14 protein-coding genes and 1 pseudogene are annotated in these 22257 nt (G+C 65.6%); 9 read left to right on the plus strand and 6 right to left on the minus strand.

Translation table 11 applies throughout. The annotated features are described in order from the left end of the window. The first annotated feature begins 261 nt into the window (after positions 1-261). The 5 genes from LKE06_RS08245 (at position 262) to LKE06_RS08265 (ending at position 11175) form a co-directional block, all read left to right on the plus strand. Entirely contained in the window at positions 262-3057 is a 2796-nt protein-coding gene (locus tag LKE06_RS08245; RefSeq protein ID WP_227998015.1) for a DNA polymerase III subunit gamma and tau, read from the plus strand. A 367-nt stretch (positions 3058-3424) separates the two neighbouring features. Further along, positions 3425-4639 (plus strand): acetyl-CoA C-acetyltransferase, encoded by a 1215-nt coding sequence (locus tag LKE06_RS08250; protein ID WP_227998016.1) that lies wholly within the window; start codon positions 3425-3427, stop codon positions 4637-4639. A gap of 37 nt (positions 4640-4676) precedes the next feature. Beyond that, a complete protein-coding gene (locus LKE06_RS08255) occupies positions 4677-6827 on the plus strand; it encodes a 3-hydroxyacyl-CoA dehydrogenase NAD-binding domain-containing protein (RefSeq protein WP_308188319.1) in 2151 nt (716 codons plus the stop codon). Positions 6828-6981: 154 nt separating this feature from the next. Beyond that, positions 6982-7305: an esterase-like activity of phytase family protein gene (locus LKE06_RS08260; RefSeq protein WP_227998017.1), complete on the plus strand. Its 324-nt coding sequence runs from the start codon at positions 6982-6984 to the stop codon at positions 7303-7305. A 291-nt stretch (positions 7306-7596) separates the two neighbouring features. Next, positions 7597-11175 (plus strand): serine/threonine-protein kinase, encoded by a 3579-nt coding sequence (locus LKE06_RS08265; RefSeq protein ID WP_227998018.1) that lies wholly within the window; start codon positions 7597-7599, stop codon positions 11173-11175. A gap of 585 nt (positions 11176-11760) precedes the next feature. Here the strand turns inward: LKE06_RS08265 and LKE06_RS08270 are convergent. Both LKE06_RS08270 and LKE06_RS08275 read right to left on the minus strand, forming a co-directional pair. Further along, the gene (locus tag LKE06_RS08270) at positions 11761-13077 is read right to left on the minus strand and encodes a class I SAM-dependent methyltransferase (protein ID WP_227998019.1); all 1317 of its coding nucleotides are present in this window, start codon (positions 13075-13077) and stop codon (positions 11761-11763) included. Next, the gene (locus LKE06_RS08275; protein ID WP_227998020.1) at positions 13074-14567 is read right to left on the minus strand and encodes an FAD-binding oxidoreductase; all 1494 of its coding nucleotides are present in this window, start codon (positions 14565-14567) and stop codon (positions 13074-13076) included. The genes LKE06_RS08270 and LKE06_RS08275 overlap by 4 nt, the downstream gene beginning before the upstream one ends. Before the next feature lie 232 nt (positions 14568-14799). On the opposite strand from LKE06_RS08275, the gene LKE06_RS08280 reads away from it, so the two are divergent. After that, entirely contained in the window at positions 14800-15234 is a 435-nt protein-coding gene (locus LKE06_RS08280) for an SRPBCC family protein (protein WP_227999340.1), read from the plus strand. Between the two features lie 52 nt (positions 15235-15286). Here LKE06_RS08280 and LKE06_RS08285 read toward each other — a convergent pair whose 3' ends face one another. The 3 genes and pseudogenes from LKE06_RS08285 to LKE06_RS08295 form a co-directional block, all read right to left on the minus strand. Next, the gene (locus tag LKE06_RS08285) at positions 15287-15637 is read right to left on the minus strand and encodes a VOC family protein (RefSeq protein ID WP_227998021.1); all 351 of its coding nucleotides are present in this window, start codon (positions 15635-15637) and stop codon (positions 15287-15289) included. Between the two features lie 100 nt (positions 15638-15737). After that, positions 15738-15884 (minus strand): annotated as a pseudogene (locus LKE06_RS33095) (hypothetical protein); the annotation flags it as partial. Between the two features lie 202 nt (positions 15885-16086). Further along, entirely contained in the window at positions 16087-16671 is a 585-nt protein-coding gene (locus LKE06_RS08295; RefSeq protein ID WP_227998022.1) for a hypothetical protein, read from the minus strand. Positions 16672-16872: 201 nt separating this feature from the next. Between LKE06_RS08295 and LKE06_RS08300 the strand changes: the two genes are divergently transcribed. Continuing rightward, a complete protein-coding gene (locus LKE06_RS08300) occupies positions 16873-17205 on the plus strand; it encodes a YbaB/EbfC family nucleoid-associated protein (RefSeq protein ID WP_227998023.1) in 333 nt (110 codons plus the stop codon). Between the two features lie 16 nt (positions 17206-17221). Beyond that, positions 17222-17830, plus strand: coding sequence for a recombination mediator RecR (gene recR / locus LKE06_RS08305; RefSeq protein ID WP_227998024.1), 609 nt, complete (start codon positions 17222-17224; stop codon positions 17828-17830). A gap of 111 nt (positions 17831-17941) precedes the next feature. Here the strand turns inward: recR and LKE06_RS08310 are convergent, their stop codons facing one another. Further along, positions 17942-18586 (minus strand): hypothetical protein, encoded by a 645-nt coding sequence (locus tag LKE06_RS08310; protein ID WP_227998025.1) that lies wholly within the window; start codon positions 18584-18586, stop codon positions 17942-17944. A gap of 180 nt (positions 18587-18766) precedes the next feature. Between LKE06_RS08310 and LKE06_RS08315 the strand changes: the two genes are divergently transcribed. Further along, positions 18767-22237: a transglutaminase family protein gene (locus LKE06_RS08315; protein ID WP_227998026.1), complete on the plus strand. Its 3471-nt coding sequence runs from the start codon at positions 18767-18769 to the stop codon at positions 22235-22237. Positions 22238-22257: the final 20 nt, after the last annotated feature.

The following is a 22257-nucleotide window of genomic DNA, read 5'->3' on the forward strand; positions in this document are numbered from 1 at the left end:
CTGGGGCCGAATCAGGGTGAAGGTTCAACCAACCCACGCCAAGGAGGGTGGCCAAATGGCAAGTTGGTTGGTTCGTCTTCTCATCGACAGGAGATTGCTGGTCCGTAGCATGTTCGTCGCTGATCCGTGGGGGTAAATAGGGTTAAGGAATTTTCTGGCTACGCCGCCCCATGGTCGGTAGATGGGCTGGTAGCGCGCCTTCTCGGGTTTCGGGGCGGCGGGGGAATGTTCTTTGTCGGTGCTCGCCGGTAGCCTCTGGCCGTGGCTCTGTACCGGAAATACCGACCGGCAACGTTCGCTGAGGTGGTGGGCCAAGAGCACGTCACCGACCCGTTGAGTATCGCGCTCGACACCGGGCGAATCAGTCATGCCTACCTATTCTCCGGTCCGCGCGGTTGCGGCAAGACCTCCTCGGCGCGCATCCTCGCGCGCTCACTGAACTGTGTGCAGGGCCCGACATCGAGACCGTGTGGCGTCTGCCCCTCCTGTGTGGCGCTCGGACCAGGTGGCCCGGGAAACCTCGATGTGATCGAACTCGACGCCGCGAGTCACGGCGGGGTCGACGACACCCGTGAACTGCGCGACAGGGCCTTCTACGCGCCCGCGGAGTCGCGGTATCGGGTGTTCATCGTCGATGAGGCGCACATGGTCACCACAGCGGGCTTCAACGCGCTGTTGAAGATTGTGGAGGAGCCACCCGCGCACCTCATCTTCATCTTCGCCACCACCGAGCCGGACAAGGTGTTGCCGACCATCCGCTCCCGTACCCACCACTATCCGTTCCGGCTGCTGCCGCCCGCGACCATGCGCGGACTGCTCGGGAAGATCTGCGAGCAAGAACAGGTCCCTGTCGAAGAAGCGGTGTACCCGTTGGTGATTCGCGCGGGTGGCGGATCTCCTCGCGACAGTCTGAGCGTGCTCGACCAACTCTTGGCCGGGGCGGGCGCCGAGGGCGTCACCTATCCGAGGGCGGTCTCGCTGCTCGGCGTGACCGATGTCGCGCTGATCGATGACGCGATCGACGCGCTCGCGGCAGGCGACGGCGCGGCGCTGTTCGGCACCATCGATCAGGTCATGGAGGCGGGACACGATCCGCGCCGCTTCGCCGTCGACCTACTGGAGCGGCTACGTGACCTGATTTTGTTGCGTGCTGTCCCCGACGCCGCCGATCGTGGCCTGGTTTCCGGTCCGGGCGATGTCCTCGAGCGCATGCGCGACCAGGCGCAACGGGTCGGTCCGGCCACGCTGGCCAGGCACGCCGAGTTGCTGCACGAGGGCCTCGGCGAAATGCGCGGCGCCACCGCGCCCCGATTGCTATTGGAAATCGTGTGCGCCCGCATGCTGTTGCCCTCGGTCTCAGAGGCCGAATCGGCCACTTTGCAGCGCATCGAACAGCTCGAGCGCGGCATCGCGAGCGGTGCGGCGCCGGCGTCGCGGCCCGCTGCGGCGCCCACCTCGACCGCGCCCGCCCAGGATGCGCCATCCGGTGCACCTCGCCGCAGGGGTGCTGAGTTGCTCGCCGCCGCGCGCCGCGAGACTCGGGCAGCCAGTGAGGGAGGCGCTCAGTCGAATGCGGCCCCGGACCGGAATTCGGATTCCGGATCGGGAGCCGCGCCGACATCGTCCGCCGAGCCTGCGCCGGTCCGTGTGCGAGCCGCTGGTGCCGACTCGGCTGCGGTATCCGAGCGAGGAACGGGTACTGAGCCGACCGCTGCGGTAGATCCGTCGGCGGTTGTCGAGCCCGTGGCGGGTGCTGGGTCGCCTCCGGTTACCGAGCGTGAAGGTGAGTCGTCTCCGATTGGCGAGCGCGCGACGCAGTCTTCCCCGGTTATTGCTCACCCGGTGGGTGCCGAGCCGGTGGGTGCGGTAGATCCGTCGGCGGTTGCTGAGCGTAGGGCCGGTGCTGGGGCGTCGGCGTTCGCTGAGCTCGGGGCGGTGGCTGATGCCTCCCCGGTTGTCGAGCGTGGGGCCGGTAGCGAGTCGTCGCCGGTTGCCGAGCGTCGAGTTGGTGGCGGGGTGTCGCCGGTTGCCGAGAGTGCTGCGGCTGCGGAGTCGTTCCCGGTCGCCGAGCGCGGAGCCGGTGCGGGGTCGTCGGGGCCTGCTGGCGGGCGTGCGGATGATGCCGGGGCCGTGGGTGCTGTCGAACCGCCGTTGGATGCTGATCGCGCGGAGGGTGCCGGCCCGGCCCGGAGTACTCGGTCCGGTGCCACCGTCGGTGCCGACAGCGCCGGCAATCCGGATGTCGGTGCGCTGGATGTAGCCGGTGCGGCTACGGAATCCGAAGCGGCACAGTCGGGTTCGGCGTCGTCAAGCGGTGAGGTGGCCGCGGAAGCGGGCCCGGCCGCGTCGGACGCGGATCTATTGCGGGCGGTCGAGGCGGCGTGGGGGGATATCAGGTCGAAGGTGCGGGAGTTCGGACCGACCGTGCAGGCGTTGCTATCGGGGGCGTCGGTATCGCGGATCGATGGTGACGTGATCGTGTTCGCTCATCAGCACGCGCCGCTGGCCAAGCGGCTGTCGGACCCGCGAAATCTGGAGGCGGTGCGGGCGGCCGTGCGCGCGGTACTCGGCCGCGATCACGAGGTGCGATGGGAGGCCGGTGCGTCCGCGCCACGGCCTGCCGCCGCTACCACGGCCAAAACCCGGAGTGCGGCCGGTCGCGAACCCGCGAAAGCGCCGTCACGTGAACCCGGACCCGCGGCCGGGCGCAGCACGGATGCCGCCGCGCCACCGAAATATTCGCGGCCGAGTCAGGCGCGTGGTGCCGCGGTCGACACGGCGGGCAGCGCTCAGCGGCCGAACCGGGCTCCCGATACCCGCCCGCGCGGTGGCGACGATGACATTCCGCCGCCCGACTTCCCCGATCTGCCCGACGACCCCGGCCCGACGGACTATGCGCCGGTCGACGGCGTGCCGCCACCGACGACTCCGGAAGAGGAACAGGAGATGCTGCGCCAGTCGGCGGAGCCGGTGGCGCCGGGGGAGCGGCGTGACCCCGACGAGATCGCTCTCGAGTTGCTCGTAAGTGAGCTCGGTGCCATACGGCTGGACGGTTGACAACCGCCGCCTCGACGACGTTAAGTTAACCGGAGTTCGCACACGCGGTAGTATGAGCGGGTGGCCGTGAACTCCGGCATGGCGAGGTTCTATGGTATGCCCAAGCATCTGGGTGCCCAGAACGTGCGTCCGCTGCTGCTTGTCGAGTTTTGTACAGCGTTATGTGGTGCGGGCGATGGGCCTGGAGGAGGGAGTTCATGCGACCACGAAGGGTCCTGGGAACGCCGCCAATTTAATACAGACAGTCGGTCGGAAGATCGGTCGGCGAGGTTACCCGCGGTATCGCCGTAGACGCGGTGGCGCCGCAGAGAGCGCTTGGACGGACGGAAGTTCGGACTACGCACCCCAAGGAAGGAAACACTCCGATATGACCACAGAGGCCTACATCTACGAGGCCATCCGCACTCCACGTGGCCGCGGCAAGAAGAACGGTTCGCTGCACTCGGTGAAGCCGATCGACCTGACTGTTGGTCTGATCCAGGAGCTGCGGGGCCGTTTCCCGAACCTCGACGAGGACCGGATCTCCGACCTCATCCTCGGCGTTGTCACCCCCGTCGGTGACCAGGGCATGGACATCGCCCGTACCGCAGTGATGGTGGCCGGCCTGCCCGACACCGTCGGTGGCTTCCAGCTCAACCGTTTCTGCGCGTCGGGCCTCGAGGCCGTGAACCTGGCGGCCCAGAAGGTCCGCTCGGGCTTCGACGACCTGGTTCTCGCCGGCGGCGTCGAGTCCATGTCGCGCGTCGCGATGGGCTCCGACGGTGGCGCGTGGGCGCTGGACCCGGCCACCAACTACGACACCTACTTTGTGCCACAGGGGGTTTCGGCCGACCTCATCGCCACGATCGAGGGCTTCAGCCGCGATGACGTCGATGCCTACGCGGTGCGTTCGCAGGAGCTGGCCGCCGCGGCCACCACCGGTGGTTACTTCGCCAAGTCGGTCGTTCCGGTCAAGGATCAGAACGGCATCGTCGTGCTGGACAAGGACGAGCACATGCGTCCGGGCACCACTTCCGAGGACCTGGCCAAGCTGAACCCGTCCTTCGCGGTGATCGGTGAAATGGGTGGCTTCGACGCGGTCGCGCTGCAGAAGTACCACTTCGTCGAGAAAATCAACCACGTCCACCATGGCGGCAACAGCTCGGGCATCGTCGATGGCGCCGCGCTTGTCCTGGTCGGCTCCGAAGACGCGGGCAAGGCTTCCGGACTGACCCCGCGTGCGCGCATCGTCGCCACCGCTACCAGCGGCGCCGACTCCACCATCATGCTGACCGGCCCCACCCCCGCCGCGCACAAAGCGCTGGCCAAGGCGGGCCTGTCCATCGAGGACATCGACCTGTTCGAGATCAACGAGGCGTTCGCCTCCGTGGTGCTGAAGTTCCAGAAGGACCTGAACATCCCGGACGAGAAGCTGAACGTGAACGGCGGCGCCATCGCGATGGGCCACCCGCTTGGCGCCACCGGCGCGATGATCACCGGCACCATGGTCGACGAGCTGGAGCGCCGCAACGGCCGCTACGCGCTGGTCACCCTGTGCATCGGTGGCGGCATAGGCGTTGCCACCATCATCGAGCGCGTCTAAACCCCAACCGAGACTTTTCCCAAGGAGACACAGAGCTGTGAGCGAGACCAACATGATCGGTTGGGAGCAGGATTCGGACGGCATCGTCGTTTTGACGATGGACGACCCGAACCAGGGCGCCAACACGATGAATTCGCTGTACAAGAAGTCGATGGCCGCGACGGTCGAGCGGCTCGAGGCCGAGAAGGACAACATCACCGGCGTGGTGCTGACCTCCGCGAAGAAGACCTTCTTCGCCGGCGGTGACCTGAAGAACATGATGAAAGTCGGCCCGCAAGACGGCGCCGCCCTCCTCGAAGAGCTGACCACCATCAAGGGCGCGCTGCGTCGCCTGGAGACCCTCGGCAAGCCGGTCGTCGCCGCAATCAACGGCGCCGCGCTCGGTGGTGGCCTCGAGATCACCCTCGCTACCCACTACCGCATCGCCGCGGACGTGCCCGGTGTGCAGCTCGGTCTCCCCGAGGTCAGCCTCGGCCTGCTGCCTGCCGGTGGCGGTGTCACCCGCACCGTGCGCATGTTCGGCCTGCAGGGCGCGTTGATGCAGTTCCTGCTGCAGGGCAACAAGTACCGCCCGGGCAAGGCCAAGGAGCTCGGCCTGGTCAACGAGGTCGTCGGCTCGATCGAGGAACTGGTCCCCGCCGCCAAGGCATGGATCAAGGCCAACCCCGAGGGCGGCGTGCAGCCCTGGGACAAGAAGGGCTTCAAGATCCCCGGCGGTACCCCCTCCACCCCGGCCTTCGCGGCGAACCTGCCCGCGTTCCCGGCCAACCTGCGCAAGCAGCTCAAGGGCACCAACATGCCGGCGCCGCGCGCCATCATGTCGGCGGCGGTCGAAGGCTCGCAGGTCGATATCGATAACGCGTCGCTGATCGAGTCTCGCTACTTCGTCTCGCTGCTGACCGGCCCGGTCGCCAAGAACATGATCCAGGCGTTCTTCTTCGACCTGCAGTCGATCAACAACGGTGGTTCGCGGCCCAAGGATGTCCCGAAGAAGGAGATCCGCAAGGTCGGCGTGCTCGGTGCGGGCATGATGGGCGCCGGCATCGCCTACGTTTCCGCCAAGGCGGGCTACGAGGTCGTGCTGAAGGACGTCACCATCGAGGCGGCCGAGCGCGGCAAGAACTACTCCGAGAAGATCGAGGCCAAGGCTCTCTCACGTGGCAAGACCACCGAGGAGAAGTCGAAGGCGCTGCTGGCGCGGATCAAGCCGTCCGCGGATGTGGCCGACTTCGCCGGTGTCGACTTCGTCGTCGAGGCCGTCTTCGAGAACACTGAGCTCAAGCACAAGGTGTTCCAGGAGATCGAGGACATCGTCACCCCGGATGCCCTGCTCGGCTCCAATACCTCCACCCTGCCGATCACCGGTCTGGCGGCCGGTGTGAAGCGCGAGGAAGACTTCATCGGCATCCACTTCTTCTCACCGGTCGACAAGATGCCGCTGGTGGAGATCATCAAGGGTGAGAAGACCTCCGACGAGGCGCTGGCCCGGGTGTTCGACTACACCCTCGCGATCAAGAAGACCCCGATTGTCGTCAACGACAGCCGTGGCTTCTTCACCTCGCGCGTGATCGGCACCTTCGTCAACGAGGCGATCGGCATGCTGACCGAGGGCATCGAGCCGGCCACCATCGAGCAGGCCGGACTACAGGCGGGCTACCCGGCCGCGCCGCTGCAGCTGTCGGACGAGCTGAACCTGAAGCTCATGCAGAAGATCGCCAAGGAGACCCTGGAGGCTGCCAAGCACGGTGACGCCGCCCTGGGCAAAAAGCGGCACCCGGCGCAGGACGTCATCGACTACCTGGTTGCCGAGGGTCGTCCGGGTCGCCTGGAGAAGGCCGGCTTCTACGATTACGACGAAGACGGCAAGCGTATCGGTATCTTCCAGGGCCTGCGTGAGCACTTCAAGACCACCGCCGGTTTCGGTGTGCCGCTGCAGGATCTGATCGACCGCATGCTGTTCATCGAGGCGATCGAGACCCAGAAGTGCTTCGACGAGGGCGTGCTCATCACCACCGCCGACGCCAACATCGGCTCGATCTTCGGCATCGGGTTCCCGGCCTGGACCGGTGGCGTGCACCAGTTCATCGTCGGTTACCCGGGTGGCCAGGCGGCCTTCGTGGAGCGTGCCGACTACCTCGCCAAGACCTACGGCGAGCGTTTCGAGGTTCCCGCCTCGCTGCGCAAGTAAGTCTGGCTATGGCCCGAAGCCCGTCACCGCGAATCGTGGTGGCGGGCTTTCGCCGTTCCTGGAGCCTGTGGAAAGTCAAGGGGGCGGGGATTCGTGGCGGCGGATTTCGGAGGCCGTTTACCTCTCGGTCCGATTCCGGCGTTAGCGTGGCACGTTGGCCGCCGATCCGCTCGACCCCACGAAATTCCTTGTCCTGGAACGCTCTTTTGTGGTCGGCGTCGGCACCAAGATCCGGATCTACGAGAGTGACACCAGCGACGCCACCAACATCCTTGACGCCCCACTCGGCAGTGCCCGCCCGGTCACCAAGCGCTTGCTGGTCGACCTCGCGGATCTCGGTCTCGACCCGATCGACAATATCGAGGGTATGACCTGGGGCCCGCCACTGCCGACAGGTGAGCGAACCTTGGTGCTCGTCAGCGACGATAACTTCGCCGACCAGCAAATCACCCAGGTGGTCGCGCTGGCGGTCCGGTAGCGATGCCGCGCCGTCCGAATGGCGTGGCCTCGGCAGTGTCTCCGAAGCCAACCCAACGCACCGAGCTGTGGAGCGAATCTCGTTCCGATGCGGGCCAGGACACCGTCGTCGAGGCCCGGTCCCACACGGAACCAACGCTGATTCGAAAGATCCCCACTGGGTCGGATACCGCGCTACGTTGGAGTAAGCGCAGACATATCGGAAACTGCGGGGGGCGGCTCGCGATGCCCGGGGTGGATGCGTTGTTTGATCGCTGGTGACGCCGAATCGCTATGAGTTCGAGGTGGTCACATGAATCCACAGACGCGTTCGGGCAAGGTTGGCCCCGAATCGGCTCCGGCCGAATCGGAAACGCAGCGAATCGCGTCCATCGCAATCGCCGACGAACTGGAGGCGATGGGGCTGTCGGGTGCGGTCGAGGTCGGTCGCGGCGGCTTCGGGGTGGTCTACCGCTGCATCCAGCAGACGCTGGATCGAGTTGTCGCGGTGAAGGTGCTTTCCTCGGAAATCGATGTGGAGAGCCGCGAGCGATTCCTGCGGGAGGAACAGGCTATGGGCCGGTTGTCCGGCCATCCGAATATCGTCGACATTCTGCAGGTCGACGTGACGTCGAGCGGTCTGCCGTTCATCGTGATGCCGTACTGCACACGCGGTTCACTCGAGCGGGTCATCTGCGATCGAGGCCCGCTCACCTGGGCTGATTCGCTGCGCGCCGGGGTGAAACTGGCGGGCGCGATCGAAAGCGCGCATCGTGCGCTGATTCTGCACCGCGATGTGAAGCCGGCGAACGTGCTGCTCAGTGGCTACGGCGAGCCGCAGCTCACCGATTTCGGTATCGCGAGGATTCCCGGCGGATTCCAGACCTCGAGCAGCTTGATCACCGGCTCGCCGGCGTTCACCGCGCCGGAGGTACTCAAGGGCCAGGATCCGACCATCCGATCGGATGTGTACGGACTCGGTGCGACGTTGTTCGCACTGCTCACTGGGCACGCCGCCTATGAGAGGCAGGCGGGGGAGCGGGTTGTCGCGCAATTCCTGCGGATTACTACGCAGCCGGTGCCCGACCTGCGCGAGCGGGACATCCCGGCCGACGTGGCGGCCTCGATCGAGCAGGCCATGTCCACAGATCCGGATGAGCGCCCGACCTCGGCCTACGAGTTCGGCGAACAGTTGCGGGTGGCGCAGCGTGACCACGATCAGGTGCCCGACGAGATGGCGCTGCTGGCCACCGGCGAGGAACCCGACGCTATCGATGACGGCTCATCGGATATAACGGTGGTCCGGCCCGCGGTGACCGCACGTCGCAGTTGGCCGCTGACGTTGCGCCCCGCGGTTTCCCAACATCCCGGTGTGAACGAACCGACCGCGACCACGCTGCCGCCGACCACCCCGCCGCCGACCGCGGCGACGAAGTTCCGCCCGCCGACCCCGGCCCGCGAACCCCTTGCGCGCCCCCGGCTCCTGGATACGCTGCGGGCGGGTGGTCGCCGCAGGCTCGCGGTGATCCATGCTCCGGCCGGATTCGGTAAGAGTACGGTGGCCGCGCAGTGGCGATCCGAGCTGACCGAGGCTGGCGTCGCGGTTGCCTGGATCGGCATCGATCGCGGCGACGACAACGAGGTCTGGTTCCTCGCCCACCTCATCGAGGCCATTCGCCGGGTGCGCCCCGATATCGGCGCGGGACTCGACCAGGTGCTCGAGGAAGGTCCGGCGGACGCGGTCGCGTTCGTCATCTCGACGCTGATCGATGAGATCCACGCGGCGGGTTCCACCATGGTGGTGGTAGTCGACGACTGGCATCGAATCACCGACGCGGGTGCGCACCGAGCGATGGAAGCTTTGCTGGACAACGGATGTCACCACTTACGCTTCGTGGTGACCAGCCGCGAACAGTTCGGGTTGCCGACCAGCAGGTTGCGGGTGCATGACGAGTTGATCGAGATCGGGTCTTCCGCACTTCGGCTGACGGCCGCAGAGACCCGTCAGATTCTCTTGGAGCGCAACGGCTTTGCGCTGACCGACGAACAGGTGGAGCAGATTTACACGGTCACCGACGGGTGGCCCGCCGCAATCCAGTTGGTGAGTCTCTCCTTGCGCGGCCACTCCGATCCGGACCGATTGATCGCCAACCTGTCGGAGGGGGATCACGGCATTCGGGAGTATCTCGCGGAAAATGTGCTCGATACGCTCGAGCCGAGGATGCTCGAATTCCTGATGTCGATTTCGGTGACCGAACGGGTGTGCGGTTCGCTGGCGGCGGCGCTGTCGGAGGACCCCGATAGCGAGTATCTGCTCGAGCAGGCCGAACAGCGCGAGCTGTTCCTGCGGCGCATAGCTCACGATCCCGAGTGGTTCCGGATGCAGCCGCTGTTCGCCGAGCATCTGCGGGCCAGGCTGGAGCGGGCCGATCCCGGCCGGCTCGAGGCGCTGCACCGCAGGGCATCTCGCTGGTACGCCGAGCATCAGTTGTTGCGGAAGTCGGTCGATCACGCGCTGGCGGCGACGGATCTGAAGATGGCGCTGGACCTCTTGGAGAGCGGCGGCATGGACCTGATCGATAAGTCCCAGCTGACCACGCTGCTCGGCACCGTATCGAAACTACCTGTGCAGCAGGTTTCTTCGCGTTCGAAGCTGTTGATGGCGGTTGCCCGCGCGAACGTCAACCTGCAGCAGACCGGTGCGGCCAAGGCCGCGCTCGGCCGCCTGTCGAATGCGCTGGCCCGTGGATCGGCTACCGATGCCGATGTGATCAAGCAGCGCTGCCAAGCCGCGGTCCTCGCCGCATCGGATGCCATTGCCCAAGATCGCACCGAGGGTGTGCTCGACCAGGTTGCCGACTGTCTGGAGCGGCCCGATGAATTGCCCGCTTGGACGGTATCGACGGCGGCCAATCTGACCTCGTTCGTTCGCCTGTGCGACTTCGATTTCGACGGTGTGCGCGAGATCCAGGAATGGGCCGCGGAGTATCACGCGCGCTCGAAGGACCCACTCGGTGCGGTATTCGGGCTGTGCGGGCGGGGTGCGGCGGCCTATGAGCAGCTCGATATCGCCACTGCGGCTGTGTGTTTCCAGCAGGCGTACGAAACCGCGGGTACCCGATCCGGCCCACGCTCGCACGCGGTGCGGGTGGCCGCCGCGCTGATCGGTGAATTGAACTATCGCCGTGGCGATCTGGATTCCGCCGATCGGCTCCTCGACGAAAGTCACCAGTTGGTCGCCAGGGTCGGTCCGGTCGACTTCCTGATCTCGACCTTCGTCATCGGAGCCAGGGTAAAGGCTGCGCTGGGGGATCTATACACCGCTACCGCCAGGCTCGATGAAGGCGACCGAATTGCCGCTGACGGCAAGCTGATCCGGCTCGCCGCACACATTCGCGCCGAGCGATTGCGGCTCGGTCTGCCGACGGATGCGACCGCACGGCCGGCCGCCGAGACCATCCATCACGCCCATCGGATGACGGGTGCGAAGGCGCTGGCCGCCGAGGCCGAAGAGATAGCCGCGATCGGTGAACTGCTCGCCGAACGTCAGCTGCGCTCCGAACGTCAGCTGCGCTCCGATGACCGCGCGGTCCGCCGGGCCCGCGCGTTGCACGGCCGCATGCGCGAACAAGGCCGTCCCCGTGCCGAATTGGACGCCGCGCTGCTGCTCGCCGAATGCCTGGCCGCTTCCGGTTGGGTCGGCGAGGCCACTGGGCTGCTGCTCCCCGTCGCGGCTACCTGCGCCGAACTCGGCTGGACCCGGCCGCTGCTCGACGCGGGCCCCGGTGTGCTCGCCATTCTTCGGGTACTGCGCACCGAAATGCGTTCGTCCCCGGAACAACTCGCGGATACGACACTGCCCGCCCTGTTCCTGGATGAACTCCTGGACTAGAGCTCCCCTGATACGACTGTCGTGCTAGGCCGGATAGCAGTGGATCTCGGTGGCCTTCAATGCTCAGTACGACTAATGTCGTGTAGCGCGGCGGACCCGGCAGGTGACGCTGCCGAGCTTGCAGCGGGATCGTTGCAAGCCAATGGGGTGCACCGGGAGGTGCAAGCCGGAACAGACATGATGTTCTTGGCAGGGATGATGCTGGATCTTCGATAATCGGTATCGGCGGACGCGGAGACCTGGACGGGAACATATCGCCCGCATGGCGATCTTTTCCGACATCATCGCGAGGCGACAGCGGCTAGCACGACAAGTCGTATTTCGTTGTGTAGGTAAACCACCACCCGCGACGGCAACGTCCGGACCGTGGCCTGCACCGTCCGGGTCGCAGGCAGCGGAACTCCAGCTTGAAGGGTTGTCTTGGTCGACGAACCTTCGCTACTGGAGTTCCGCTGTTTCCATCTCCCGACACACCAAACGCCGCAACCAGATTCGCATCACAAACCCACCACCACACAACTTGACCGCCAGCTCACCGCGCAAACTGAGCGGCCTCGGCTCTAGGGCGGACAGGGCTCTGTCGTCTTACGCGGTCCACCAGGGCCGCAGCGGCAGCCCGGACTCACCGTTCGGGCCGAGCTTCACCCCGAGCGCCTGGTGCAACTGAACCACGTTGCGCTGGAAGCCGAGCCGACAGCCCGCCATGTACAAGCCCCATACCTTCGCGGTGCCCTCGCCGACCTCTTCGACGCACGCGTCCCAGTTCGCGACCAGGTTCTTGCACCATTCGTGCAGGGTCAGCGCGTAATGCTCGCGAATGTTCTCCTCGTGCATCACCTCGAGCCCGACGTTCTGGATCTCGGCGATGATGCGGCCGGAACCGATCAGCTCGCCGTCCGGGAACACGTAGCGGTCGATGAAATCGCCGGCCTTGGTGCTACGCAGGTTGTCCGGGCGGGTGATGCAGTGATTGAGAAAAAGGCCGCCGTCACGCAGCTTGCCCTTGATGAATTCGAAGTAGTGCGGGTAGTTGTGGACGCCGATGTGTTCGGTCAGCCCGATCGAGGACACCGCGTCGAAACTGGACTCCGGGATGTCGCGGTAGTCGGAGTACCTGACCTCCGCCAGTTCTGAAAGTCCTTCCTCGGCGATCTTCTTCTGCGCCCATTCGGCCTGCTCGGCCGAGAGGGTCGCGCCGATCACCTTGACGCCGCGCTTGGCCGCGTAACGCACCATGCCGCCCCAGCCGCAGCCGATGTCGAGTAGTCGGTCGCCCTCCTTCAGGCGCAGCTTGTCGAACACCAGGCGGTACTTGTTCTCCTGCGCCTGCTCGAGCGTCCACTTCTCGTCCTCGTAGACCGCGCAGGTGTAGGTCATGGAGGGGCCGAGGACGTATTCGTAGAACGTATTCGAAACGTCGTAGTGGTGGTGGATGGCCTCGGCGTCACGAGTCTTGGAGTGCCGTAGCCCTTCCAGCGCGATGCGACGCCAACGCGGCAGGGTCTCCTGCGGCGGCGGCGCGATCGGCTTGAGTCGCTCCCAGCCCAATGACCTGGCTATCGTCACCAGCGCCAGCGCCGAGGGGCGATGGAACTTCAGCCCGTCCATCGCTTTCAGGATTTCGTACGGGTCACCGGGATGCACACCGGTCGCCGTCATATCGCCGGAAATGTAGGCGCGGGCCATACCGAGATCGCCGGGGGCGCTCGCGAGGTAGTTGATGCCGCGCGGCGTCTTCACATCAAGAGTGAATCGCGAGTCCTCGGGACCGGTCGCGCTGCCGTCGTAAGCGGTTAATCGGATCGGGACTCGGCCGTCGACCAGCGTCTCGAAGATCTCGGCAATGCTGAGCTTGGTTCCGAGATCGGCGAAGACATCGGAACGGTCTTTGAATGTGGTCACTTGCGTTGCACCGCCTTCGAATACAAGTCCAGCAGTCGCTGGTCCGGGTCGTAGCGCTTCTTCAATTCGGTGTAGGTCTCGCCGCCGTAGAGAGCGGCGAATTCATCCTTGCCGTAGTACGAATCCGAGTACAGGGACTTATGTCCGTCGAATTCGGTGACGGTCTGCTCGATGGCACGGTTCGCGGCGCCCTCGGGCTGCCCGGCAGTGGTCGGCACCGCGGACCAGAATCCGACGTTCACATAGGTTCGTTTCGGCTCGAGCGGATACAGCGGCCAGGCGCGCCCATCCGCGCCCGCCTCCGCTCCGGTATCGCGCAGCCGCAGCGGGCACAGCCACAGCGGCTCGATCGGGATCTCACGCAGGAACCATTCGACGAAATCGGCGGTCCGCTCGATCGGTACCTCGATGTCCTGGACCACGCGTTCACGCGGGAGGTTGCCCTGGCGCGCCTCGAGCCGGTCGCCGATGTGATAGCGGTGGTCGAGAGCGATGAGCTTCCAGTAGAAGCTGCTGCGACGGTAGCGCTTCGGCCAGAACCGGCGGATCTTCGGGTTCTGCGCGCCGAAGGCACGTGAGCACCAGAACCAGTCGGTGTCCCAGCGCCACAGGTAGTCGTGGATGGTCAACCGGTCGCGTTTCGGGGCGGGAGCGGAGCCTGCGGAGTGACCAGAAGAAACGGCGGGACCAGAAGGCACGGCGGAATCGTGTTGGATCGACCGGTAGAAGATGTCCATATCGGTGTAGTCGCTGACCGGGCCGGGCTCGTCGGTCTGGCGGCCGAGCGTCAGGTAGCTCTCGTCCGCGGTGAACACGACGCCGTCGAGATAGTCGACCCGCTCGCCGTCATAGGTCCGCTCGGTGACGATCCTGGCGAGCGTGGCCTCCAACTCGCGCAGATCGTGGAAGCGGACGTGCCGCAGCGCCACATACGGCTGCACGGTCTCGAGTTCGATCTTCAGCCGGACGGTGTAGCCGAGTGTGCCGTAGGAGTTCGGGAAGCCGCGGAACAGGTCGGCGTGCTCGCCATCCGGTGTCGCGGTGACGATCTCGCCCGCGCCGGTCAGCACGTCCATCTCCAGGACCGATTCGTGCGGCAGGCCATTGCGGAACGACGTCGATTCGATTCCCAGGCCGGTCACGGCGCCACCGAGGGTGATGGTTTTGAGCTGCGGAACCACCAGCGGGGCCAGCCCATAGGGCAGCGTGGCGGCAACCAGTTCCTCGTAGGTGGTCATTCCGGCGACGTCGGCGGTCTTGGCGACCGGATCCACCGAGATCACCTTGGCCAGCCCGGACACGTCGAGTCCGGGCGCGGGATTCTTGGCTCTGGCCCGGAACAGGTTGGAGGTCTTCTTCGCCAAGCGCACGTTGGCGTCGGTGGGTATCGCTCGATAGCTCGCCAACAGTCGATCTACGCCAGCCCGATGCGCGGCGAACCCCGACTCGCGCGCGGTCGATCCCTGTCCGGTCTTACCCAACAGACTCACTGCCACTCCTCGACGCTAGTACTCACGGCTGCGGTCAGCCACCGTGAGGTCACCGACGAGGGAGAAATGTCACGCACATGTTGCAACGGGAATAGTAGGCGCGGATCCACGGTGGGCGGGTAATGGCCACCAGCGTGGCGCGCGGTGATGCGGTGTCTGGTTGTCGGGCGAATCGGGTGGCAAGGCAGGATGTGAGGTGGTCGAGATACCGCATCCGGACAAGGAGCTCATTGTGGGACAGGTCAACGCCAGCAGTTCGATCACCGTCTCGGCGGATCCACAGCGCACACTCGAGGCCATCGCGGATTACGAGGCGGTTCGCCCTCGCATCCTCTCTTCGCACTACCACGACTACAAGGTCGTCGAGGGCGGCCATGGCGCGGGCACGGTCGCCGAGTGGACGCTACAAGCCACCGAGAAGCGCACCCGCAACGTACATGCCGTGGTCTCGGTCTCGGATTCGATCGTGACCGAACGGGATTCGAACTCGACAATGGTCAATACCTGGACGGTGACGCCCGCCGGTTCCGGTGCGCAGGTCACGTTGGCCACCACCTGGAAGGGCGCGGGCGGCGTGGCGGGCATTTTCGAGGGGATCTTCGCGCCGTTGGGGCTGAAGAAGATTCAGGCCGAGGTGCTCGGCAACCTGCAACGCGAACTGGCCTGATACCTGCCCGCACCCCGATGCGCGATCGGGGTGCGGGTGCCGCCGGTGTGGGTTAGTCGGCGCCGATATCGAAGAGGTTGCCCTCGGGGTCGGCAAGTGTCGCCCACCGCATGCCGTACTCGTCGAAATCGCCGATGCGCTTGGCGCCGAGGCTGACCGCGTGATCGATCTGCGTGGGCAAGTCCTCGGTGTGCAGGTCGAGATGGATGACGTTCTTGCCGGGGTTCTTGTCCGACACCTGGATGAACATCAGTGTCGGCGATGCGTCGCAGCCGCGGCCGACAGTCGCGAAGTACGCGTTCGCGTCGGGATCGACGGGCTTGTCCAGTAGTTCGGACCAGAATCCGGCGAGTGCCGCGGCGTCGTTGCAGTCGAACGTGACGTGTGCGATTGAAAGCGTCATCGGGTTTCTCCTGATTTCCTATGGCCGGCCGATGGGCCAGCAGACTTCGGTTCGGTATTCGGCGGGGTCGTCGATATCGCCGGGGCCGAGCAGATACCGCTCACGCACGGGTTCGGCCAGCGCCGTGGCGTTTTCGGCGACGTGGCTGCCCAGTGCGCCGTAGGTACGGTCGAAATCGTCGAAGGCGCCGAGGTTTGATCTCAGGCAGCGGCATATCCAATTCCCGCAGCCTGCGGATCATATGGGCCTGCGCTACCTGAGCTGTCGAGTACCGCCGATATCCGGACCCGGGTCCACCGCGACGGGCTCGAGCAGCTCTATGTCGTGGTAGTACCGGAGGGTCTTGACGCTGAAATAGGTCAGCCTGGCGACTCCCCGATGGTGACGGTCGCTGTCATGACTTCAGCGAACACCCTCCAGTGTTGGGAGAGTCAACTTCACGCAATTCACTACGGCGTGGCCAGGGCGAAGGTCAGCAGGAGGGTGGTCTGGGATATACCGCGCCACCATGAATAGCCGAACCAGACGCCCGGTGTGACCTCCCGGATCTCGTCGTACACCGGCGGGGTCGGGGAGGGGGCGTAGTTCAATGCCCAGGTCGGTAGGCCATCGGTGATCGCGGGGGCGCGGTAGACATCGGCACGCCATGCCTCGATTCCGGCGCCGGTGACCCTGTTCATCAGGTAGCCGCCGTCCGGTCCGGTATAAAAGTTCTTTCCGATCCAGAACGCGGGGGCCAACGGTTGGCCCCAGCTCGGCCGGGTCACCCAGCCATCCTTCACGCCCGTCGGGACCTCGCCGAGCGGCGCGTCTCGGAACAGGGTGTCCTGCTGTTGCGGTGAACAGCGAAACCGCAGCGAATCGATGGTCGCGGCGCGATCGTCCGGGTACAGGACGCAGCCGCCGCCATAGTCGGTGGCCTGCGCGATAGCGGAATCGGCGCGGGCCATCGGGGTACCCACGCCTGGGACAAGACCGGAAAAGCCTAGCGAGATTGTGAGGATACTCAGCATCAGTACTCGGTTGGTGCTCATCGCTGTCTCCAGAATTCTGCACACCGGGCCCACCCCTCGCAGCTGATGGTATGCGCGATCGCGCCGCAGGATCCGGCGAATAGCAGAACCGGATCATACGGTTGCGGTTTATTCGCTGAGGCTGGTGCATGCGCCCGGCGGACCTCCTACGGCCGTGCCGGTTAGGCTGGACAGCGATACTTTCCGCAGAGAGGACAAGCCGTGCAGCCCGGTGGTCAGTTCGACATGCAGCAGTTACTCGCCCAGGCGCAGCAGATGCAGCAGGCGGTAATGGAGGCCCAAGCCGAGATCGCGGCGAGTGAGGTCGAAGGTCAGGCCGGTGGCGGGCTGGTCACGGTCACGATCAAGGCGACCGGCGAGATCGTTTCACTGACCATTGACCCGAAGATCGTCGACCCCGACGATGTCGAGGGGTTGCAGGATCTCGTGATCGGCGCGGTCAACGACGCCATGGCCAACGCGCAGCAGCTGGCCTCGGATCGGCTCGGGCCGCTGGCAGGTGGCGCGTCGCTGCCCGGTCTGCCTGGCCTCTGAGCACAGGACATAGCCGTTGTACGAGGGGCCGGTTCAGGATCTGATCGATGAGCTGGGCAAACTGCCCGGCATCGGTCCGAAGAGCGCGCAGCGCATCGCCTTTCATTTTCTGCAGGTGGAGCCGCCGGAGATAGATCGGTTGCAGGCCGCGCTGCAGAAGGTGCGTGACGGTGTGCAGTTCTGCGTGGTCTGCGGCACCGTCGCCGATAATGAACTGTGCCGCATCTGTGCCGATCCGCGCCGCGACCGCACCATGATCTGTGTGGTCGAGGAACCCAAGGACGTGCAGGCCATCGAGCGCACCCGCGAGTTCCGTGGCCGCTATCACGTGCTCGGCGGCGCCCTCGACCCACTCAGCGGCATCGGCCCGGATCAATTGCGGATTCGGGAACTGCTGGCGCGCATCGGAAATCAGGAAGACGGTATCGATGTCACCGAGGTGATCATCGCGACCGATCCGAATACCGAAGGCGAGGCAACCGCCACTTACCTGGTCCGAATGCTGCGTGACTTCCCCGGATTGAGCGTCACCAGACTGGCTTCCGGCCTGCCAATGGGTGGCGATCTCGAGTTCGCGGACGAATTGACCCTCGGCCGCGCGCTATCGGGACGTCGCGCGTTGTAGAAATCCGGTTGTGTTCGGCCCGATCCGGATCAATTGTGCGGGGATGAGCATCTTCGATGCGCCGTTCATTGCGCTCTCGGGGCTCCTGTGGTGCGAAACCAGTGGGCACCCTCAGAGTTCTACCCGGGTCCAGGGGAGTGTTTGCAGCTGCGTGCGGTTGTCGGTGGCCCACTCCCAAACCAGGTCGGCGACGGCGGTCGGGCCGGTGATCGTGGTGCCGAAGTGTTTGTCGGGGGCGCCGTCTCGATATTCGACGATGTAGTTGCCGGATTCGTCGTGGTAGGTCTGGATGTAGACCTGGTCGGTACGCTCGACGATCAAGTACGGGTTCGGCGGTGCGAGTTCGGAAACCCATTGAATGGCAAGGGGTTTCGTCAGATAGGGGAACTCGCCCAGGCCGCCGTGGGTGACGGTGGCATCGACCCGTTCGGCCGGGTCGATCAGCAGGGCGAGCTGAGGATCGTAGACGGCGTAGTGCAGCGGTGTCGCGATCTCGAACAGCAGATTGCGGAGGTATCCGATCGCGTCGTACGGGCATGGCACATGCAGCACCGCGCCGGTTGCCGCGCCGCCAACCGCCTCGACACTCAGGAAGTGGTCGTCCTCGGGTAGCTGTGCATTGCGTTTGTTCAGTTCCGCGGCCATTGCCGCCACCACGTCGGTTTCGGTCAGACCCTGCTGTGTGGACAGGTAGGCGTCCGCTTCGGCGAGCGTCGAGGCGGCACCGGATGGCAACAGGAGGTGGTCGTAGGTCACCGGGCCAGCGTAGGGCCAGCGGATGCGGGCCGGACGTCGACGGTTCAGTTCACGCCGTCCGGGGACATCGCGGCGGTGTCGCGCAGTCATCGAGAAGCCTGCGTCGAGAGCGCGCGGCCGGAGAAACACCGGGTTCGTTGGTCGCCATGCGCGGCCGGTGCGGTGTGGTGAACTTGCAGTATGGGCATCAAGGTGTCACTCGAACACCGGACCACCTACACCTTCGACCGGCAGGTCGAGGTTCATCCGCACGTGGTGCGGCTGCGCCCAGCACCACACTCGCGGACGAGGATCGATGCCTACTCGATGCGGGTGACACCTGTCGATCACTTCTGCAACTGGCAGCAGGACGCGTTCGGGAATTTCCTTGCCCGGCTGGTATTTCCGCAGCCGGCCAGGGAGCTTTCCATCACGGTCGGGTTGATCGCGGACCTCGAGGTGGTCAACCCGTTCGACTTCTTCATCGAGGACTGTGCGGAGCACTTCCCATTCGCCTACAGCGGTGAATTGGTGGCCGATCTCGAGCCGTACCTGCGACCGGTGGACGAAGTGGGGCCCGGATCGGGCCCCGGCGAGTTGGTCCGCGACTGGGTGCGCGCGCATACGCCAGGTGACCGGCCGCGCACCATCGATTTCCTGGTCGCGATCAATCAGGCGTTGCGCCACGATGTCGGCTATCTGATCCGGATGGAACCGGGCGTGCAGTCACCCGGCCACACCTTGCGCAGCCGGCTCGGTTCCTGTCGCGATTCGGCCTGGTTACTGGTGTCGATACTGCGAGAATTCGGGGTAGCGGCCCGGTTCGTTTCGGGTTATCTGGTGCAGTTGGCGCAGGATGTCGCGGCTTTGGACGGTCCATCTGGGCCGGACGCCGATTTCACCGATCTGCACGCCTGGACCGAGGCGTATATTCCCGGCGCGGGCTGGGTCGGTCTCGACCCGACCTCGGGGCTGTTCGCGGGCGAAGGGCATATTCCGCTGGCGGCGACACCGCATCCGACCTCGTCGGCGCCGATTACCGGCGCGACCGGAACCACCGGCGCCACCATGGATTTCGCCAATATCGTGCGCCGAGTGCACGAGGATCCACGAGTCACCCTGCCCTACACCGATTCTCAGTGGGACCGGATCACCACGGCCGGTGCCGTCGTCGATAGCCGGATGTCGGCCTCGGGGGTAGGGCTGACCGTCGGCGGCGAACCGACGTTCGTTTCGATCGATGACCAGACCAGCCCCGAATGGACCACCGCCGCCGACGGCGAGCACAAGCGGGAACGCGCTCTGGACCTGGCGGAACGCATGCGAGGGATCTATGCCGCGAACGGCCTGGTGCAACACCGGCAGGGCAAGTGGTATCCCGGAGAAGCATTGCCGCGCTGGGAAATCGCGATCGCCTGGCGTGCGGATGGTGTGCCGCTGTGGACGAGGCCGGATCTCCTTATCGATCCGTGGACACCACCGGCGGACGGCGACGCCGGTAACGCGACCTCGGACTCGGCGCGTGAAATTGTCGCGCACATTGCCGCGGGACTCGGTCTGCCCGAGACACAGGTTCGGCCGGTATTCGAGGACCCGCTGGCCCGCCTGGCGGCGAAAGTGCGTGCTCCCGAGGGTGTTCCGGTCGACCCGGACGACGATCTCGGACCGGAACTGGATTCGGTGCGGGCGCGCGAGAAACTGCTGAACCGACTCGATTCGGCGGTCGCCGAACCCGCCGCGCATGTGTTGTCGCTGTATCGCAGGGAGGACGGTTCCGGCTGGGCGAGCGCGGACTGGCGGCTGCGGCGCGGTATGTCCGTGGACAACCCCGCCGGACGAATCGTGTTGACCGAGGGCGATTCTCCAGCCGGCCTGCGCCTGCCGCTCGAGGCCATCTACTGGTATCCGCCGCGTCCACGCCCGGAACGTGACCCGATGGCCGACGCTCCGGACGCAGCGCGGGGCGGTGAGTCGCCTGCGGTAGTCGAACCGTCGGATCGGGAGCCACCTACCGCCCTGGTCTGCGAGGTCCGTAATGGCAGGGTGCATGTCTTCTTGCCGCCGCTGGACGAGTTCGACGACTTTCTCGATCTGATCCAGCGCGTCGAGGCGGCCGTGGCGGCGACGAACCGGCCGGTGGTGCTCGAGGGATACGGTCCGCCGGGGGATCCTCGGTCGCGCACCTTGTCGGTGACACCCGATCCGGGGGTGATCGAGGTGAATGTGCAGCCGACGGCCTCCTTCGGCGAGCAGGCCGAACTGCTATCGACCCTGTACGAACAGGCGCGTCAGGCCAGGCTGAGTACCGAATCGTTCGATGTCGACGGCACCCACGGCGGGACCGGCGGCGGCAACCACATCACCCTCGGCGGGGTGACCCCCGCGCGCTCGCCGCTGCTGCGCCGTCCGGATCTGCTGGTATCCATGCTCACCTACTGGCAGCGGCACCCGGCCTTGTCGTATTTGTTCGCGGGCCGATTCGTCGGGCCGACCTCGCAGGCGCCACGGGTCGATGAAAGTCGTGCGGACGGGCTATACGAAATGGAGATCGCTTTCGCCGAGATCGCCCGATTGAGCCACGAGCCCGACGCGGGCCAGGTTGCGCCAGGCGAATCATTGAGAGCTGAATCATTAAGGCGCACAGTGGCTGTCGAATTGACAGCCGAGGCGGTCGCGGACGATAACCGCGCCGGAGAAGCCCGGCCCTGGTATGTCGACCGCGCACTACGGCACCTGCTCACCGATCTCACCGGCAACACCCACCGCGCCGAATTCTGCATAGACAAGCTCTACAGTCCCGAAACCGCCAGGGGCAGGCTGGGATTGGTTGAGCTGCGCGGCTTTGAAATGCCCCCACACTTCCAAATGGCCATGGTGCAATCGCTGCTGGTGCGCGGTCTGGTTTCCTGGTTCTGGTCACAACCGTTGCGGGCCAAGATGATTCGGCACGGTGCGAACCTGCACGGTCGGTATCTGCTGCCGCATTTCCTGATGACCGATATCGCCGAGGTCGCGGCGGACCTGCGTGCGCAGGGTACCGATTTCGACACCGCCTGGCTGGACCCGTTCACCGAATTCCGTTTCCCGCGCATCGGCACGGTCGTGCTCGGCGGTATCGAAATCGAATTGCGCGGCGCCATCGAACCATGGCGCACGCTCGGCGAGCAGACCGCGGAGACCGGAACCACCCGCTACGTCGACTCGTCGGTGGAACGCCTGCAGGTGCGTGTCGTCGGCGCCGACCGGGACCGCAATGTGGTGACCTGCAATGGCATCCCGGTACCGCTGCTGGCCACCGACAAGGCTGACGTTCAGGTCGCCGGGGTGCGATATCGGGCCTGGCGGCCGCCCACCTCGATGCACCCCTCGATCACCGTCGACGCCCCGCTGGTGTTCGACCTGTTCGACGCCGAGACCGGCCTGTCCCGCGGCGGCTGTACCTATCACGTCGCGCATCCAGGCGGCATGGCCTACGACGACCCGCCGGTGAACGCGGTTGCCGCGCAATCGCGCCGAAACCGGCGATTCGAAGCGGCCGGGCACACTACAGCTCGTGTCGATCCGGGCGAGTTACGTGCGAAGATGGCCGCACAGTCCACCGACATCGGTGCGCCCGGCATCCTCGATCTGCGCCGGGCCCGGACGGTGTGGGGACTCGGCAGCGACCGGTAGGGCTCAGGCTTGCGGGCAAC

The organism is Nocardia australiensis, assembly GCF_020733705.1.
Taxonomy (GTDB): domain Bacteria; phylum Actinomycetota; class Actinomycetes; order Mycobacteriales; family Mycobacteriaceae; genus Nocardia; species Nocardia australiensis.